Here is a 17,024-nt window from a genome sequence, read left to right on the forward strand (position 1 = left end):
ATGGCGAGCCGGTCGTACAAGCGTGTCTGGCGCGCAAAACCGACATGGGTTGCGAATGCGTGCGACGGCCCTTTACTCAAGACATCTCGACTGGCAAGGCAGTCTGAAAAACCGGGTTTGGGCCATCGAGAATTCAGACGTACGCAACCGACGAGCGTTCCGCCAACTCGTCAGCCGCGAGAACGCAGAAGAACCCGGCCGGAGCCAGACAATCGAGGGCGCCAGAGCGGACGGTGCCGAAGTGCGAGCACAGCGTTACCACGTCCTACTCCGCGAGCGCGTAGATTCCGGGCAGATTGCGCCCCTGCTCGTGGAAATCCATGCCGTAGCCGAACACATACCGGTCCGGCACTTCGACGCCGACGTAATCGGCTTCGACACCATCCACGCCACGGTCGTGCACCTTGACCGCGAGCACGGCGACGCGGACGTCGGTCGCTCCCTGGTCTTCGACCCACTGGCGCACGGCCTTGAGGGTGTGGCCTTCGTCGAGGATGTCGTCGACCAGCAGCACGCGGCGTCCCTGCAGCGGGGTCGCAGGACGATGCAGCCAGGCGAGGCCCGAGCCGGTGGTGTTGCCGCGGTAGCGGGTGGCGTGCAGATAGTCGAACTCGAGATCGACTTCGTTCTCGCCGATCGCGAACGCGAGCTGCGCGGCGAACGGCATGCCGCCATGCATGATCGTGATGTAGACCGGCGGCACGTCGTCGTCGCCGTACTCGTCGGCGATCTCTTCGGCCATCGCTTCGATGGCGTCCTCGAGCGCGTCGCGATCGAACAGCAGGTCGGCGGTGTCGATCACGTCGTCGAGGCGTGGGACGTTCATGCGATGTCTCCGGTGCGGGGGGCGGATGCGTCGCCGGCGAGCGCGCCGTCCCAGCCGAGCGGACCGCGTCCGATCAGGCCGGTCAGCGCCATGGTGTTGAGGGTACGGCTTTCGACCGCGGCCAGCGATTCGGCGACGAGTTCCGGGTGGCAGACGAGGACGACGTCGCAACCGGCATCGAGATGCGCATCGACGCGCGACTTGACGCCGCCGGCCGAGAACGCCGCGGCCATGCCGATGTCGTCGGAGAACACCACGCCACGGAAGCCCATCTGCTCGCGCAGGATCGTGTTGATCCACAGCGGCGAATAGCCGGCCGGCTCGGGCGCGACCTGCGGGTAGACCACGTGCGCGAGCATCACCGCGTCGGCGCCGGCATCGATACCGGCCACGAACGGCACAAGATCGTGCGCGCGGATCGCGTCGAGACTGCGGTCGTCGACCGCGTCGTCGAAATGCGTGTCCTCGCGCACCGAGCCGTGACCCGGGAAGTGCTTGAGGGTCGCGGCCATGCCGGCTTCGTGCATGCCTTCGACATAGGCACGCGTGAGCGCGGCGACGATTCGCGGATCTTCGGAGAACGAACGATCGCCGATCGCGAGATTGCCATGACCGACATCGACAACTGGCGCGAAGCTCAGGTCGACCCCACTGGCGCGCACTTCCTGCGCCATCAGGCGCGCATGCGCACGCGAGGCTGCCATCGCGGCATCGGGATCGGCGAGGTACTGCGCACCGAAACCGGCCAGTGACGGCAGTTCCGAATAGCCGTCCTGGAAGCGCTGCACGCGGCCGCCTTCCTGGTCCACGCAGACCAGCTGCGGACGCGGCGCGGCGGCGCGGATCGCGACCGACAGCTCGGCGATCTGCGCGCGCGAGGCGAAGTTGCGCTTGAACAGGATCACGCCGGCGCAGGCATCGTGCTGCAGCCAGTCGCGCTCCTGCGCAGTGAGTTCGGTGCCGGCGACGCCGATCACGAGCATTGCGGACTTCTCCATCGAACACGCCTCATGGCGCGGACGGGCATTGTCGCAGATGCGGACGCGCGTGCCGTCAGGCGGCGCGGCGTGTTCAGTCGCGTCCGCGACGGACCGCAGGCCGGCGCGGACGCAGACGTCGGTGCAGCGCTGCCCAGCGCCTGGCGCACGGCATCGGCCATCGCGTCGGGGGGTTGCTCGCCCTGCACTGCCAGCCGTCCGTCGATGACGCAGGTCGGCACCGCGCGGATGCGCGCGGAGACCTCAGCCGCGTTCCGCAGCGTCCCAGTGCGAGAACGGCCGCGCGGCGAGCGCGAGATTGAAGTAGCGCCGATGTGCGGTGACCTCGGCGCCGAGCCAGTCGGGATGCGCGAAGACTTCGTCGGCGGCGCCCAGTTCGATCTCGGCGACCACTAGGCCGGCGTTGTCGCCGAGGAACTCGTCGACTTCCCACAGATGCGCGCCATGACGCACGAGGTGCCGGCGCTTCTCGACCAGACCGCCGACGCACAGCTTCAGCAACGCGTGCGCGTCGTCGACCGGCAATGGCAGCTCGAACTCCTGCCGCGTGGTGCCGGCCTCGCGCGACTTGATGTTGAGGAACGCGAGATCGCCCTCGATCCGCACGCGGACCGACGCGTTCTGCGCGCCGCTGGCGATCGACGCGGCGTCGTTGAGATAGCCCTGCGCCATCGGCACGACCGCGTGCGCGGCCGCGCGCCAGGCGTCGGTCGTGACGAGGAACTTGCGCTCGATCTCGATGCCCATGCGGTGCTCAGCGCTTCTCGAACAGGGCGATGGATTCGACGTGCGCGGTCTGCGGGAACATGTCCATGACCCCGGCATCGGCGAGCGTCCAGCCGCGCTCGTTGACCAGATAACCCGCATCACGCGCGAGCGATGCCGGATGGCAGCTGACGTAGACGATGCGCTTGAAGCGCTCCAACGGCAGCTGGCGCAGCACGTCGATCGCGCCCGACCGCGGCGGATCGAGCAGCAGCTTGTCGAACCTCTGGCGCATCCACGACGTGCTGCGCTGGTCCTGGGTGAGATCGGCCGCGTGGAACTGCGCGTTCGCCAGCCCGTTGTGGGCCGCGTTTTCCCTGGCCCGCGCCACCAGTCCGGCTTCGCCTTCCACGCCGACCACCTCGCGCACGCGGCGCGCCAGCGGCAGGGTGAAATTGCCGAGTCCACAGAACAGATCGAGCACGCGGTCGTCGGGCTGCACGTCGAGCAGCTCGAGCGTGCGCGCGATCATCGTGCGGTTAAGGCCCGCATTGACCTGGATGAAATCCAGCGGCCGGAACTTGAGTTCGATGTCCCAGTCTTCGAGCCGGAACGACAACGCCGGTGCCTCGGGCCACAGCGCATGCACACTGTCGTTGCCGCCGGGCTGCAGGAAGATCGCCATGCGGTGCTGCTGGCCGAACGCGAGCAGCGCAGCCGTGTCGGCATCGCTCAAGGGCTGCAGATGGCGGAACACCAGCGCGATGCCGTCGAACTCGGGGCGCGGATCGCCGGCGATGAATTCGATCTGCGGCAGCGTGCTGCGCGCGTCCATGCTGTCGATCAGCTGTGCCAGCGCGGGAATGATCGCAGCGATCGGCGGGATCACCGTGTGGCATTCCTGCAGCTCGGCGACGAAGCGCGGATCGCGCTCGCGGAAGCCCACCAGCGTCTTGCCCTTCTTCTCCACCCGCTTGACCGAGAACCGGCCCTTGCGGCGATAGCCCCAGGCGTGGTCGACGAGCGGCGCCATCCAGCGCTTGGGCGTGACGTGGCCGATGCGCTCGAAGTTCTCGCGCAACACGCGGTCCTTGGCGATGATCTGCTGCTCGGCATCGAGATGCTGCAGCACGCAGCCACCGCACGTGCCGAAATGCGGACAGCGCGGCGTGATCCGGTGTTCGGACGCGCGCAGCACCTCGAGCGTCACCGCCTCGTCGAAACTGCGCGAGCGCGCGAAGCGCTGGGCGACGACCTGCTCACCCGGCAGCGCGCCGGTGACGAACAGCGCCTTGCCATCCGGCAACCGCGCGACGCCGCGGCCGTCGTGCGTGAGGTTGAGGACATCGACCTCGAAGGGGGTCTGATCGAGACGTTTACGGGCCACGTGGCGAAGGCTGCGGGCAGAAGGGCCGCACATTGTCGCAGAAGCGGTGCGCGGACTGCCCGGCCCGGAATGCAGAAGGCCGCCCGCAGGCGGCCTTCGCACGCATCCTCGAAGCGCCTTACTTCTGCGTCCAGCTCCCGCCCTGCTGGTACCACCAGCCGGCACGCGCGCTCGAGATCCACTGACGCGCGAACACGTCGCGGATCTGCGATTCCCACTCGGGATGCCCATTCGCGACCGCGATCTCGCGATACACCGCCTGGCGATCGCGGTTGTCGTCGGCGACGGCCGAGTTCACCGCGACGCGATCCTTGATCGGCAGCTGCGAGGCATCGCGCACGACGATCGAGCCGTTGCCGCCGAAGCCCAGCGCGCCGGAATCGAAATGCGGACGCAGCGTGCCGTTGAAGCGCTGCTCCATGCGCGCCTGGATCGCCTGGATCGCGGGCGTGCGGATGCTGATGTCGGGCGTCTGCGCCTGCGCGCTGCCGATGCCGATCAGCATCCAGGGATCGAACCGCGTCGAGGTCTGGGCCATGCCGCCGCCCGGCACCGTCGCAGGCGGTGTGTCGGTCGCCGGCGCCTGGTCGCCGATCACGTTCTCGACGAACTCGCGCGCCGCTTCCTTCGCTTCGGCGGCGGGAAAATACACATTGATCGTCACGCAGGCGGTCAACGCCAGTGCGGCCACGGCCGGCAAACCCATCCAACGCGCCATCGACACTCTCCTGTCAGAAATTCGAACGCCGGTCATTCGATCACCGGCGCGACGTCACCGCCTGCGGCGGCTGCCAGGCGCTCGACGAGGGTGGGCCAATCGACGTCGCGATTGAATCCCACGACGTCGAGTCGCGGCAGGCCGGCGCCTTGGACGATAGTAAAGGCGTTGCCCTCTGAACGCAGGCCACCCATCCGGCAGACCGCATTGCGCAGGCGGCACGAGATGCCGATGCCGCGATAGCCGAAGTCGTCGAACAGCGCGATCGCCCGGCCCTGCAACGTGGTCACGAACGAGGCGTCGCCAACGCTGGAGATGTCCTGCACCGCGCGCTGGCTGATGCGCTGGCGCACGCCGCGCGCGGCCTCGGTGTGCAGTTCGGCATCGAAAGCGGTCGCGTTCCAGTCCACCAGACGCAGGCCGTCGATCCGCCCGTGGAGTCTGCCCTCGATGCTGCCGAAGCCGAACACGCCGGTCAGCGCGTGCAGATCGAGTGCCGACAACGCGAGATCGCCGGTGACCGTCGGCAGCACGCCGAACGGCCGCTCGATCGCCAGTGACGACACGTCGATCCGACCATCGAACAGCTCCATCGACAGGCCGCCATCGAAATCGATGCGGTTGTCGGCATAGCGCACCGTCGGAATGCGACCGGCGAGCGTGCCTTCGAATGCCGGCCAGTCGAGCGATTTCGCGAGCACGCCGATGTCGAGCGCATCGAGGCGCAACGCGGTCTGCATCCGCAGCCCAGTCTCGTCCGCGGGTGGCTGCAGCTGCAGCGATTCGAAGCCGATCTCGCCTCCGAGGAACGAGAACGCGACCGGCTCGCGCAGGCGCAACAGGCCGGCGCCGCTTTCCAGACTCCACGCCGCCGCATCGAAGGGCATGCCGTACAGCGCGCCCCCGCGCCAGGCGAATGCGCTGCGCACGGGGTCCGACGCCGAGTAGCGCACCGCCCCGTCCAGCCGATCAAGCCGGAAGCGGCCGCCGGCGTCGCCGATGTCGAGATGGCGCAACGCGACATCGGCCTTGCGCAGCGTCGCGCCCTCGAGTTCGAGTCCGGCACGGAAGCCGCCCGACAGCGACAGACCCGGCACGCCGGCCGGGCCCAGCCAACCGGACAGATAGCGGGCCGGCAGCGCCGTGGTGTCGTCGCTGGCCAGCGTGAGTGCGAGTGCACCGATGCCGAAGTCCTGCGTCAGGCGCGCGTGGCCGTCGACGCGCAAGGCGTCGCCGTCGCGCCACTGCAACCGCGGCAGCGCCCAGTCGCCATCGCCGACGCGGGTCATGTCGACGCCGATGCCGACCGGCGTCTCCGGCAACGACACATAGGCATTGCCGAACAGCAGTTCGCCGCCGCGCAGGCGCCCATCGACGCGCGCCTGCAATGCGTCGTCCGGCAACGTCAGGCGTATCTCGAGATCGCCATCGACATCGCCGGCGGCGATGCTGCCGTCGTCGGTCTCCAGTGCCAGCCCGGCGATCGCGAGATCGGCGTCCACGCGCATCGGTCGATCGGCCGGTGCCGTGATCCGGACGTCGCCATCCAGCGTGCCCCCGGTCAACCGCGCCGACGCCCAGCCCGCGCGGATCAGCGCTTCGACCCAGGCGGCGGGTACGCGTCGCAGATCGATCCGGGTGGCGTCGGGCGCGGCCGCGTTACGCGACAGGCCGACACGCGCGTTGCCGCCCGTCAGCGTGGCCGTCGTGGTAGCCGCGTCCAGCACCAGCGACAGCTGCAAGGGCGCGCCCTGCCCGGCGCGCAGCGGGCCGTCGCAGCGCCAGCGCGTGTCGTCGCCCACGGTCTCGCGGCGCAACGGGCAGCGCCAGTCGACCGCCTCGAAACGCCAGCCCAGTGCGCCGGCGTCGAAATCGCCGGCCCGCAGACGCAGCCGGCCGTCGGGCGCATCGGCCGGCCAGTCCAGCGTCAAGCGGACATCGCGCAGCGTCGCGCCGGCCGCCTCGACCTTCGAAACCCGGGCCTGGATCGACTGCGCCTGCACCGCGATCGGCACACAGGCGAGAAACAGGGGTAGGATCGACAGGACGGGACGCGGCATCGCCGCAGGATACCCGCGACATCGAGGACGCGATGAATCGATTGCTGCTGGTCGAGGACGACCCCACAAGCCGCAGTTTCCTGCAAGCCGCGAGTGCCGCACTGCCCGCCGAGGTCGATATTGCCGACTCGGTGGAAGCGGCCTACGCACTGGCCACTGTGAACGCATACGACGCCTGGCTGATCGACGCCAACCTGCCCGACGGCACCGGCAGCGCCCTGCTCGCCCGCCTGCGTGCGGACGGACGGACGACGCCGGCGATCGCCCACACCGCAGCGCGCGAACGCCGCGAACTCGACGCCTTGCGCGCCGAAGGGTTCGCGATCGCGGTCAGCAAGCCGGTGGCCGCCGACGCCTGGCTGGGCGCGATCCGTCGGGTCCTGGTCCGGCGCGGAGGCGCGCGGCCTGCCCCGCCCCTGATGCCGTTGCCCGACGCGCGACGCAGTGGCGAGGCGCCGCTGTGGAATGGAGAGACCGCACTGGCCGCGGTGGGCGGCGACAGCCGCAACGTGCGCGGCCTGCGCGAACTGTTCGTCGGTGAGCTCGACGGCACACGCGCCCGGATCGCGGCGGCGGCCACGGCGGGCGACGCGCATGCGATCCGCAACGACCTGCATCGCCTGCGCGCGGGCTGCGGCTTCGTTGGCGCCGAGCGCCTCGGACTGGCGGCGCGGACGCTGCACGTCGATCCGACCTCGACGAGCGCGCTGCAGAGCTTCCTCGACGCACTCGACGCCACCCGCACGAGCGCGAACGCGCTGGCGAACGCCTGAAGTCAGCGCCGCGACAGGTTCGCGGCCAGTTCCCAGGATTTCAGCCCACGCGGGCCGAGGTGATGCGACAGCACCGCCCGCAACGCGCGCCGCAGACTGGCCATGTCGGCCGCTTCCGGGGCGATGTCGGCCGCCAGCGCCAGCAAGGCATGTCCGGTGGCCGCGGCGCTGCGATCCGCCGCCTCGCCATCGCGCTGCAGACGACGCGGACCATGTTCGGGATCGAGTCGATACCGCGCCGCCGGCTCGATCTCATGGCCGTCGCCGTCGCTATCGAAGGCGAAACCCAGACCGATCGCGTCGAGCAGATCGCGCTCGAACCGGCGCAGCGTCCACGCCAGTCCGTCGAGCGCCAGCCGCTGTCGCACATCCGCGAATGCTTCGTAGAGTTCGGGCGCGGGATCCTGTCGCGGTGCGAGCCGCAGCACCAGTTCGTTGATGTAGAAGCCGGCGAGCATGGCATCGCCGGTGAGCCGGGGCGCGGCATCCAGCGATTCCGCGGACCGCAGCTGGGCGAGTTCGCCGCGCAGCACCGCGGTCAGGCGGATGTGCTGCAGCGGCTGCAGCGCGGCGCGGAGCACATGCTTCTTCGGCCCCTGTACGCCACGTGCAACCAGGCCCAGACGGCCGTGATCCAGGGTCAGCACTTCGACCAGCAGACTGGTTTCGCGCCAGGGCCGTGCATGCAGCACGAACGCGGGCTGGTCCTCGATGTGCACGGTCGGCCCGCGGCGTCAGCCGGCGCCGATCCGGGCCAGGAACGCCTCGCCGGTCAACTGCTCGTCCGAGCCTGTCAGCGCATACCAATGGGGTTTGGCGTCGATGAAGATTTCGGCTTCGAACCGCGCACCGGGAATCGCATCGAACAGACCGGCGGCCACGAAGTGCTGGCCGTCGCCGGTGCTGAGAAAAAACAGGCTGCTGCCGCAGGCGCTGCAGAACGCGCGCTCGGCCCAGTCCGACGATGCGAACCGGCGCACCAGCGCATCGCCGGTTTCGATGCGCACATCGTCGCCGGCCTGCAGCACCATCGCGGGACCGCCGTGCCAGCGACGGCACGCGCCGCAGTGGCAGGCGTGTACGGCGTGCGTCGTCGCCGGCACGCTGAGCGTGACGCCGCCGCACAGGCAGTGCCCGTGCAGACGGTCGGCGCTGTCGATGGATCCGCTCATGCGCGCGCCCCTCCTACTCGCCGTAACCGAGCGCCTTGAGCGCCGCCTCGTCGTCGGACCAGCCCTCACGCACGCGCACCCAGGTTTCCAGGAACACCTTGGCGTCGAACAGACGCTCCATGCCCATGCGCGCCTTGGTGCTCATGTCCTTGAGCCGGCTGCCGGCCTTGCCGATGACGATGGCCTTCTGGCCCTCGCGCTCCACCCAGATCACCGCGCCGATGCGCAGCATCCGGCCATCGAGGGCGAAGCTTTCGATCTCGACCGTGGTCGCGTACGGCAGCTCGTTGCCGAGCTGGCGCATCAGCTGCTCGCGCACCAGTTCACCGGCCAGAAAGCGCTGGCTCTTGTCGGTGATCTCGTCTTCGGCGAAGAGTGCGTCCTGCTCCGGCACCAGCGGCAGCACGGTCGACTTCAACTGTTCGAGACCCTTGCGCTTGAGCGCCGACAGCGGCACGACGCCGGCGAAGTCACGGCCTTCGGTCACCTTCTGCAGATACGGCAGCAGCAGCGTCTTGTCCTTGATCTTGTCGACCTGGTTGACGACCAGCACCACCGGCACGCCGGCCTCGTGCAGCGTGTCGAACGCGAGGCTGTCCTCGTCGTCCCAGCGGCCGGCGACGACGACCAGCAGCGCCACGTCGACGCCTTCCAGCGCGCCGCGCGCCGCGCGGTTCATGATCCGGTTCATCGCGCGCTTCTGCTCGTGATGGATGCCGGGGGTGTCGACCAGCAGCAGCTGGCCTTCCGGGAACGTCGCGATGCCCAGCAGGCGGTGACGCGTGGTCTGCGGACGGTTGGAGACGATGCTCACCTTGGCGCCGACGAGGGCGTTGACCAGGGTGGACTTGCCGACATTGGGTCGGCCGATGACGGCGACGTAGCCGGCATGGTGGGGCGTGGTATGGGGTTCGGTCATGTCCGCATTCTACGGAAATGCCGCTGGCGCGATGCAGGCAGCGTTCTGAGGGGCGTTGCGCGCGGCTCAGCCCGGCGCTTCAAGCAGGCCCATGACCGCTTCGGCGGCCTGCTGTTCGGCCGCACGGCGCGAACTGCCCTGCCCCTCGGCGGCCAGGCCGGCATCGTTGAGCGCGCAGCGCACGAGGAAGGTCTTGGCGTGCTCCTCGCCACTTTCCGACAGCAGCTCATACACCGGAAGTGCCTTCTGCCGCCCCTGCAGCCATTCCTGCAGACGTGTCTTGGCGTCCTTGGAAACGCGGCCGCTGGCCAGCGCGACCATGGTCTTCTCGAACAACGGCAACACCACCTCGCGGCAGGTGTCGAGACCCGCGTCGAGATAGACCGCCGCGATCACCGCTTCGAGCGCGTCGGACAGGATCGAGTCGCGCCGGTGACCGCCAGACTTGAGTTCACCCGGGCCCAGCACCAGACGGGCGCCGAGATCGAGTTCACGCGCGACCGCGGCCAGCGAGGACTCGCGCACCAGTTCCGCGCGGGCACGCGTCAACGTGCCTTCGTCGGCATTCGGCCAGCGGGCATAGAGCGACTCGGCGACCAGCGCACCGAGCACGGCGTCGCCGAGGAACTCCAGACGTTCGTTGTGCGGGGCGCCGGCACTGCGATGCGTCAGCGCCTGGATCAGCAGCTCGGGATCACGGAAGACGTGCCCGGCGAACCGACCCTGCTGACGGTCAAATTCCGTCGCCACCACGGGTCAGCGTCTGGGTCGCGTGGAACTTGCCCACGACGTCGAGGTTGAACACCAGCGGACGACGCACTTCGTACTGCACGTCCATCTGCCAGCCGTTGTCGGCACGGCGGATCTTCACGTTCTCGGGCTTCACGTTCTCCGAGTAGCTGATGTACAGCCGGCGGAAGAACAGGTCCTGGATACGGGCCGGGTCGGAGGCGGCGGTGCCCGGCTCGCTGGCCAGCCCCTTGAGCGCGGCCTTGACGCTGTAGTACTCCGAATACATCGGAAACAGCTTCATGCCGACATAGGCGAAGAAGCCGACAACTGCCAGGACGATGATGAATCCCAGCAGGGTGATGCCGCGTTGCGTGCGTTTCATGGACGTCCCCTCGAGCCGATGCCGTTGGTCACTTGATGCCCTGACCGATCCTTCCCCAGTCGACCCAGCCCGGCGCGGCGGTATCGACGTTCATCCAGATCAGGAACGCCTTGCCGCGCAGTTGGGTCTCGGGAAGCGTACCCCAGAAGCGCCCGTCATCGCTGCGGTCACGGTTGTCGCCCATGACGAAATAATGGCCCTGCGGCACGTGGAACGTGCCCTCGCCCAGATGGAAGGGCGCGGCCTGGTCGATGTGCAGGATCTGGTGGCTGCGGCCGGGCATCTGCTCGGTCATGAGCGAGGCGCCGGTCATCTCCGCGCCGCGGCCCACGCCCTCGTAGGTGCCCACGCGCTGGTACTCGAACGGGGTGCCGTTGACGAACACCTGGTTGTCGCGGAACTCGACCGTGTCGCCCGGCAGGCCGATCACACGCTTGATCCAGTCCTGGTCGGGATGCTGGGGCGGGCGGAACACCACCACGTCACCACGCACCGGCTCGCCGATGTCGATGATTTTCTTGTTGGTGATCGGCAGACGGATGCCGTAGGCGAACTTGTTGACCAGGATGAAATCGCCGATCAGCAGGGTCGGCATCATCGAGCTGGACGGAATGCGGAACGGCTCGGAGACGAAGCTGCGCAGGATCAGCACGACGAACAGCACCGGGAAGAACGCCTTCGCGTAATCGACGACGATCGGTTCCTTCTCCTCGAGCAGTCCGGCGCGGCGCGCGCGCGCCTTGGCCAGCACCAGCTTGTCGAGCAGCCAGATGACGCCGGTGAGCAGCGTCAGCACGACCAGGGCGGTCTCAAACCATTTCATGCAGCATCCTCGGACACGGGATCGGACGGCCGCGCTGGGCCGCCGCTATGAAAACACGAATCAGGACTCGCGCGACGTGCTCAGCACCGCCAGGAAGGCTTCCTGCGGGATCTCCACGCGGCCGACCTGCTTCATGCGCTTCTTGCCTTCCTTCTGCTTTTCCAGAAGCTTCTTCTTGCGCGAGATGTCGCCGCCGTAACACTTGGCCAGCACGTTCTTGCGCAGTGCCTTGACCGTCGTGCGGGCGATGACCTGGGCGCCGATCGCGGCCTGGATGGCCACGTCGAACTGCTGGCGCGGAATCAGATCCTTCATCTTCTCGGTCAGCTCGCGGCCGCGGCGATCGGCGTGGCTGCGATGCACGATCAGCGACAGCGCGTCGACCTTGTCGCCGTTGATCAGCGTGTCCACGCGCACGAACGGGCCGGCGTCGAAACGCACGAAGTGATAATCCAGCGAGGCGTAGCCGCGGCTGGCGGATTTCAGCTTGTCGAAGAAGTCGAGCACCACCTCGGCCATCGGCAGTTCGTAGCTGATCTGCACCTGGCTGGCGAGGTACTGGATGCCGATCTGCATACCGCGCTTGTCTTCGCAGAGCTTGATGATCGCGCCGATGTAGGCCTCGGGCGTGAGGATGTTGGCGCGGATGATGGGCTCGCGCACTTCCTGGATCAGGTTCGCCTGCGGCAACTTGGCCGGGTTGTCCAGCGGCATGACCTCGCCGTCGGTCTTGAGCACCTCGTAGATCACCGTCGGCGCGGTGCTGATCAGGTCGAGGTCGTACTCGCGTTCCAGACGCTCCTGCACGATTTCCATGTGCAGCATGCCGAGAAAGCCGCAGCGGAAACCGAAGCCCATGGCTTCCGAACTTTCGGGTTCGAAGCGCAGCGCGGCATCGTTGAGGCGCAACTTGTCGAGCGCTTCTCGCAGATCCGGGAAATCCTCGGCATTGACCGGAAACAGGCCCGCGAACACGCGCGGCTGCATTTCCTGGAAACCGGCCAGCGGCGTCTCGGCGGGCTTCGCGGCCAGGGTCAGCGTGTCGCCGACCGGCGCGCCATGGACGTCTTTGATCGACGCGGTGATCCAGCCCACCTCGCCCGCGCGCAGTGCCGGCAGTTCCTTGCGCTTGGGCGTGAACACGCCGACCTTGTCGACGTCGTGCGTGCGTCCGGTCGACATCACCAGGATCTTGCTCTTGGGCGTGATCTCGCCCTGCATCACGCGCACCAGCGACACCACGCCCAAGTAATTGTCGAACCAGGAGTCGATGATCAGCGCCTGCAGACGATCGGTGTCGCGCGGCTTCGGCGGCGGGATGCGATGCACGATCGCCTCGAGCACCTCCTCCACGTTGAGGCCGGTCTTGGCGCTCACCGCGACCGCGTCTTCGGCGTCGATGCCGATCACCGCTTCGATCTCGGCCTTGGCCTTTTCGATGTCGGCCGTCGGCAGGTCGATCTTGTTGAGCACCGGAATCACTTCCAGACCCTGCTCGATCGCCGTGTAGCAGTTGGCGACCGACTGCGCTTCCACGCCTTGTGCCGCGTCGACGACCAGCAGCGCGCCTTCGCACGCGGCCAGCGAGCGGCTGACCTCGTAGGAGAAGTCGACGTGCCCGGGCGTGTCGATGAAGTTCAGATGGTAGGTCTGCCCGTCGCGCGCCTTGTAAGGCAGCGACACCGACTGCGCCTTGATCGTGATGCCGCGCTCGCGCTCGATCGGATTCGAGTCGAGCACCTGCGCTTCCATCTCGCGCGCCTGGAGGCCGCCACAGATCTGGATGATGCGATCGGCGAGCGTCGACTTGCCGTGGTCGACGTGGGCGATGATGGAGAAGTTGCGGATGTTCCGCATCGGATCGTGGGTCATTGGGCGGCGGCCGGGCCGTCGTCGAAAAGGTAACGGGCGATTATCGCACAGCGCCCGCGTCGCACGCGGCCGGCGGATCGGGACGGGTGCGCCGTTCACCACGCCGGCCCGCCCGCATACGAAGACGGCCCGCGGAATGCGCGGGCCGTGGATGTCGCATCGTTGAAGCGATTGATCAGCGTTCGGCGGTCTCCGACACGGTGATCGCGCGGTACTGGGTCGCGCCGCCGCGTCCGCGGACCAGCAGCATCACCGTATCGCCCGGCTTGACGCTCTGCAGCGCCCGGTCGAGCGCGGCCGCGCTGCCCACCGGCGTGCGACCGACGCGCAGGATCACGTCGCCCTGGGTGATGCCGGCGTTCGCCGCCGGGCCGCGGCCGGCGCTGGCGACGAGGACGCCTTCATCACCGGCGAGCCCGAACTGGCGCCGCTGGGCGGCGTCGAGATCACGGCCGGTGATGCCCAGCGGGTTGCCGCTCGCCGCCGATGCAGGCGCCGGTTCGCCCCGCGTCGTCGTGCTCGCCGTCGCCGAATCGAGCGCGGTCAGGGTGACGTCGAAGTCGCGCGTGCGGCCTTCGCGCAGGATGCGCATGCGCACCTTGGTGCCCGGCGTCTTGCCACCGACCAGCGGCGGCAGTTCGCTCGACGCGACGATCTCGGTGCCGTCGACGGCGCGGATCACGTCGCCGGGCTCGATACCCGCACGCTGCGCCGGACTGCCCGGCAGCACTTCCTGCACCAGCGCACCCTTGGTGTCGGGCAGCTTGAAACCGGCCGCGGCTTCCGAGGTGACATTGGACACCTGCACGCCGAGCGAACCCCGCTGCACGCTGCCGGTCTTCTTGATCTGTTCGGCCACGTTCGCCGCGAGATCGATCGGAATCGCGAAACTCACGCCCATGTAGCCGCCGGAGTTGCTGAAGATCTGCGAGTTGATGCCGATCACCTCGCCCGATACATTGAGCAGCGGACCGCCCGAATTGCCCTGGTTGATCGGCACGTCGGTCTGGATAAAGGGCACGTAGCGCTGGTCGGCGTACTGGTTGGAACGCGCCACGGCGCTGACGATGCCGGCGGTCACCGACTGCTCGAATCCAAACGGCGAGCCGATCGCGACCGCCCACTGGCCCGGCTTCACGCTCGCACCGTTGCCGAAGCGCAGCGTCGGCAGGCCGGTCGCATCGATCTTGAGCACCGCGACGTCCGATTCGGCATCGCTGCCGACGACCTTGGCGGTGAACTCGCGGCGGTCCGACAACCGCACCTTGACCTCTTCCGCGCCGTCGACGACGTGGTGGTTGGTCAACAGATAGCCATCGGCCGAGATGATGAAACCTGTGCCCATCGAGGTGCCGCGGGGCACGGCGCCGCCACGGCCCGGACCACCCGGACCGCCCGGCATTTCGAAACCCGGGCCGAAGAAGCGGCGGAAGATCTCGGGGATCTGCGCGTCGTCGGGCATCTGCTGACCGCGCGTCTGTCGCGCGCCGATCGTCGATTCGATGCTGACCACGGCCGGCGCCACGCGCTCGACCAGACGGGTGAAGTCGGGAAGACCCGAGACCAGCGGCGCTTCGGGGGTCGACGACACGCTGGCCGCGGCATCGGCCGGGGTCTGCGCGCCGGATTGCGCGGTGGCGTTGGGCAGCAGGAAGGCAGTGGTGCCGGCCGAAAGTACGGCGACGAGCGACACCGCGAGCAGGGATTTCTTCATCGAGGACATGGCGGACTCTGAGGGGGATGTGCGATGCGACACGATGCAGCGGCCATCAAGTGGCCGCGCATCGCGTCAGAAGGCGGACCGGAACGGCTCAGGGCACCGCGCGCAATTGCGGCCGCGCGGCATCGGCGGGGTCGACCGGAAAGCTCGGCAGCACGTTGCTGGCCGACGCCTGCGGCGCCCCCCAAGACGGTGCGGCGAAGGCATCGCCGTAGCGCACCGAGAAGCTGCTGTTGGCCGACAAGGACGAGGCCTTCGGCCAGGGACGCGACACCGCGGGCGCTTCCGGAAGACCGGTCGCGATCACCGTCGCAGACGTCGGCGCACGCGACGCGATCGCGTCATTCGTGGCGACCGGCCGCGGCGGCGCAGCGGACGCGACCATGCGGGATTCCGACGCCTGACGCGTCTGCGTATTGCGCAGCGCGGCGCGCTGTGACTGGCCGCGCGAGGCGCGATCGCCATTGCCGCGACGCGGCACTTCTGCGACTGCCAGCGCGGCGGCGCCGGCGACTGCCGCGGTGGCTTCGAGCGGCGATGCCGACACGAGCGCGGACGCATCGGCGGTCGCATCGTGGGCACCGGGCGTGACCGGCGCGATGGGCGCCGCGTCGGCGACCATCGGCAGCACGTCGTCCGCATCGTCGAAAGACGCACCCGGACGGCCCACGAACAGCGCCACCAGAGCGACCGATGCCGCCAGCGCGGCGCCACCGCCCCAGCGCAACAGACGCGGACGCTTCGCCGTCGCGACCGGTGCGATCACCACGTCGCCGGCCGCAATGCCGCGCGCGATGCGGTCGGCGAAATCGGGCGGCAGCAGCGAGACCTGACGGCCCCGCAAAACATCGCCGCAGACCTGCCAGCGCTCGAAGCAGCCGGACAGTTCCGCATCGTGCTCGAGCCGGCGGCGCAGGAAGCGCGCCTGGTCCTGCGACAGCTCGCCATCGAGCATCGTCGACAGCTGCTGGCGGTGGAACCGCTCGAGCTTGTCGGGGTCGGGGCCGATCTGCAGGGTGTCGATGTCGTCGGCAGTGTTCATCGGGTCACGCGCTCCACTTGTCTTTCGTTGTCCATCAAAGGTCGCAGTTCGCGATCGATCGCTTCTCGCGCCCGGAAGATCCGGGAGCGGACGGTGCCGATCGGGCACCCCATGCGTTCGGCGATCTCGTCGTAGCTCAGACCGTCGACTTCGCGCAGGTTGATCGCGACCCGGAGTTCCTCGGGCAATGCTTCGACCGCGCGCATCACCGTTTGTTCCAGCTGCTGGCGCATCAGTTCACGCTCGGGCGTATCACTGTCGCGCAGACGGATGCCGCTGTCGAAATGCTCGGCGTCCTCGACATCGATGTCGTCGGTCGGCGGCCGGCGGTTGTGCGCGACCAGATGGTTCTTGGCCGTGTTGACCGCGATCCGGTGCAGCCAGGTGTAGAACTGCGCATCGCCGCGGAAGTTCCCCAACGCGCGGTAGGCGCGGATGAAGGTTTCCTGGGCGACGTCCTGTACTTCGCTCCAGTCGGACACGTAACGGCCGATCAACGCCGCGATCCGGTGCTGGTACTTGCGTACCAGCAGATCGAACGCCGCGGTGTCGCCCGCCTGCACCCGCTTGACCAGTTCCTCGTCCAGTTGAATCCGCTCCTGGCTGTCGTGCTCTTCGACCATCGGGCCGGATCTCCTTGGGGACACCCGGCCTGGCTCGGGTAGTTGTGACAGGTCACTGCGCGAAAAGTTCCGTCACAGGCGGTGTGGCATCGTCGCCGCGTCACCGTGCTGCATGTCTTGGGGCGGCGCCCGCGCCCTGCAAGTCGTCAGGGCGCCTCCCGTTCGATCCCGCACGCGGCGCTCGATTCAAACGCCACTTTCAAGCGCCGATTTGACGGCGTGGAAGCAACCTCGGGATCATAGGCGGATCCCCCATACCTTCAAGAATGGTG

General features: G+C 68.3%; 17 protein-coding genes. 1 reads left to right on the forward strand and 16 read right to left on the reverse strand.

The annotated features are described in order from the left end of the window. Positions 1–265 precede the first annotated feature (265 nt). The 6 genes from AC3A5T_RS12230 to AC3A5T_RS12255 form a co-directional block, all read right to left on the reverse strand. Positions 266–826 (reverse strand): hypoxanthine-guanine phosphoribosyltransferase, encoded by a 561-nt coding sequence (locus AC3A5T_RS12230; RefSeq protein WP_332077420.1) that lies wholly within the window; start codon positions 824–826, stop codon positions 266–268. Beyond that, on the reverse strand, positions 823–1,809 hold the full coding sequence (gene nagZ, locus AC3A5T_RS12235; RefSeq protein ID WP_487628975.1) for a beta-N-acetylhexosaminidase: 987 nt from the start codon (positions 1,807–1,809) through the stop codon (positions 823–825). Before nagZ ends, AC3A5T_RS12230 begins: the two co-directional genes overlap by 4 nt. Before the next feature lie 258 nt (positions 1,810–2,067). Continuing rightward, positions 2,068–2,571 carry a CYTH domain-containing protein gene (locus AC3A5T_RS12240; RefSeq protein ID WP_487628813.1) on the reverse strand — a complete coding sequence of 168 codons (504 nt, stop codon included), beginning with the start codon at positions 2,569–2,571 and terminating at the stop codon, positions 2,068–2,070. Positions 2,572–2,578: 7 nt separating this feature from the next. Next, positions 2,579–3,916 carry a 23S rRNA (uracil(1939)-C(5))-methyltransferase RlmD gene (gene rlmD, locus AC3A5T_RS12245; RefSeq protein WP_487628814.1) on the reverse strand — a complete coding sequence of 446 codons (1,338 nt, stop codon included), beginning with the start codon at positions 3,914–3,916 and terminating at the stop codon, positions 2,579–2,581. 118 nt (positions 3,917–4,034) lie between these two features. Beyond that, complete coding sequence (locus tag AC3A5T_RS12250; protein WP_232134885.1) at positions 4,035–4,634, reverse strand: YdbL family probable chaperone protein; 600 nt, start codon at positions 4,632–4,634, stop codon at positions 4,035–4,037. A 32-nt stretch (positions 4,635–4,666) separates the two neighbouring features. Further along, on the reverse strand, positions 4,667–6,694 hold the full coding sequence (locus tag AC3A5T_RS12255) for an AsmA family protein (protein ID WP_487628815.1): 2,028 nt from the start codon (positions 6,692–6,694) through the stop codon (positions 4,667–4,669). Between the two features lie 32 nt (positions 6,695–6,726). Between AC3A5T_RS12255 and AC3A5T_RS12260 the strand changes: the two genes are divergently transcribed. Next, the gene (locus AC3A5T_RS12260) at positions 6,727–7,467 is read left to right on the forward strand and encodes a response regulator transcription factor (protein WP_487628816.1); all 741 of its coding nucleotides are present in this window, start codon (positions 6,727–6,729) and stop codon (positions 7,465–7,467) included. A gap of 2 nt (positions 7,468–7,469) precedes the next feature. On the opposite strand, the gene recO is transcribed toward AC3A5T_RS12260, so the two are convergent. The 10 genes from recO to rpoE form a co-directional block, all read right to left on the reverse strand. After that, positions 7,470–8,186: a DNA repair protein RecO gene (gene recO, locus AC3A5T_RS12265; protein ID WP_487628817.1), complete on the reverse strand. Its 717-nt coding sequence runs from the start codon at positions 8,184–8,186 to the stop codon at positions 7,470–7,472. A 15-nt stretch (positions 8,187–8,201) separates the two neighbouring features. Beyond that, positions 8,202–8,639: a GFA family protein gene (locus tag AC3A5T_RS12270; RefSeq protein ID WP_332077428.1), complete on the reverse strand. Its 438-nt coding sequence runs from the start codon at positions 8,637–8,639 to the stop codon at positions 8,202–8,204. A gap of 13 nt (positions 8,640–8,652) precedes the next feature. Next, positions 8,653–9,558, reverse strand: a complete 906-nt coding sequence (gene era, locus AC3A5T_RS12275; RefSeq protein ID WP_332077430.1) for a GTPase Era — start codon at positions 9,556–9,558, stop codon at positions 8,653–8,655. A 66-nt stretch (positions 9,559–9,624) separates the two neighbouring features. Next, a complete protein-coding gene (rnc, locus tag AC3A5T_RS12280) occupies positions 9,625–10,308 on the reverse strand; it encodes a ribonuclease III (protein WP_332077718.1) in 684 nt (227 codons plus the stop codon). Then, positions 10,292–10,672 (reverse strand): DUF4845 domain-containing protein, encoded by a 381-nt coding sequence (locus tag AC3A5T_RS12285; protein WP_487628818.1) that lies wholly within the window; start codon positions 10,670–10,672, stop codon positions 10,292–10,294. The genes rnc and AC3A5T_RS12285 overlap by 17 nt, the downstream gene beginning before the upstream one ends. Before the next feature lie 28 nt (positions 10,673–10,700). Further along, on the reverse strand, positions 10,701–11,495 hold the full coding sequence (gene lepB / locus AC3A5T_RS12290; protein ID WP_487628819.1) for a signal peptidase I: 795 nt from the start codon (positions 11,493–11,495) through the stop codon (positions 10,701–10,703). 60 nt (positions 11,496–11,555) lie between these two features. Continuing rightward, positions 11,556–13,352: a translation elongation factor 4 gene (gene lepA / locus AC3A5T_RS12295; protein WP_332077719.1), complete on the reverse strand. Its 1,797-nt coding sequence runs from the start codon at positions 13,350–13,352 to the stop codon at positions 11,556–11,558. Between the two features lie 190 nt (positions 13,353–13,542). Beyond that, entirely contained in the window at positions 13,543–15,081 is a 1,539-nt protein-coding gene (locus AC3A5T_RS12300) for a Do family serine endopeptidase (RefSeq protein WP_487628976.1), read from the reverse strand. A 97-nt stretch (positions 15,082–15,178) separates the two neighbouring features. After that, positions 15,179–16,129 (reverse strand): sigma-E factor negative regulatory protein, encoded by a 951-nt coding sequence (locus AC3A5T_RS12305; protein ID WP_487628820.1) that lies wholly within the window; start codon positions 16,127–16,129, stop codon positions 15,179–15,181. Continuing rightward, positions 16,126–16,752, reverse strand: a complete 627-nt coding sequence (gene rpoE / locus AC3A5T_RS12310) for an RNA polymerase sigma factor RpoE (protein WP_332077435.1) — start codon at positions 16,750–16,752, stop codon at positions 16,126–16,128. The genes AC3A5T_RS12305 and rpoE overlap by 4 nt, the downstream gene beginning before the upstream one ends. Between the last annotated feature and the right edge of the window lie 272 nt (positions 16,753–17,024).

Source organism: Luteimonas sp. Soil_C_16, assembly GCF_057657295.1.

Coding starts and splice junctions, on each gene's coding strand:
- AC3A5T_RS12230 (WP_332077420.1), bottom strand. CDS start 826: ATGAACGTCCCACGCCTCGACGACGTGATCGACACCGCCGACCTGCTG.
- nagZ (WP_487628975.1), bottom strand. CDS start 1,809: ATGCTCGTGATCGGCGTCGCCGGCACCGAACTCACTGCGCAGGAGCGC.
- AC3A5T_RS12240 (WP_487628813.1), bottom strand. CDS start 2,571: ATGGGCATCGAGATCGAGCGCAAGTTCCTCGTCACGACCGACGCCTGG.
- AC3A5T_RS12250 (WP_232134885.1), bottom strand. CDS start 4,634: ATGGCGCGTTGGATGGGTTTGCCGGCCGTGGCCGCACTGGCGTTGACC.
- AC3A5T_RS12255 (WP_487628815.1), bottom strand. CDS start 6,694: ATGCCGCGTCCCGTCCTGTCGATCCTACCCCTGTTTCTCGCCTGTGTG.
- AC3A5T_RS12260 (WP_487628816.1), top strand. CDS start 6,727: ATGAATCGATTGCTGCTGGTCGAGGACGACCCCACAAGCCGCAGTTTC.
- AC3A5T_RS12270 (WP_332077428.1), bottom strand. CDS start 8,639: ATGAGCGGATCCATCGACAGCGCCGACCGTCTGCACGGGCACTGCCTG.
- era (WP_332077430.1), bottom strand. CDS start 9,558: ATGACCGAACCCCATACCACGCCCCACCATGCCGGCTACGTCGCCGTC.
- AC3A5T_RS12285 (WP_487628818.1), bottom strand. CDS start 10,672: ATGAAACGCACGCAACGCGGCATCACCCTGCTGGGATTCATCATCGTC.
- lepB (WP_487628819.1), bottom strand. CDS start 11,495: ATGAAATGGTTTGAGACCGCCCTGGTCGTGCTGACGCTGCTCACCGGC.
- lepA (WP_332077719.1), bottom strand. CDS start 13,352: ATGCGGAACATCCGCAACTTCTCCATCATCGCCCACGTCGACCACGGC.
- AC3A5T_RS12300 (WP_487628976.1), bottom strand. CDS start 15,081: ATGAAGAAATCCCTGCTCGCGGTGTCGCTCGTCGCCGTACTTTCGGCC.
- AC3A5T_RS12305 (WP_487628820.1), bottom strand. CDS start 16,129: ATGAACACTGCCGACGACATCGACACCCTGCAGATCGGCCCCGACCCC.
- rpoE (WP_332077435.1), bottom strand. CDS start 16,752: ATGGTCGAAGAGCACGACAGCCAGGAGCGGATTCAACTGGACGAGGAA.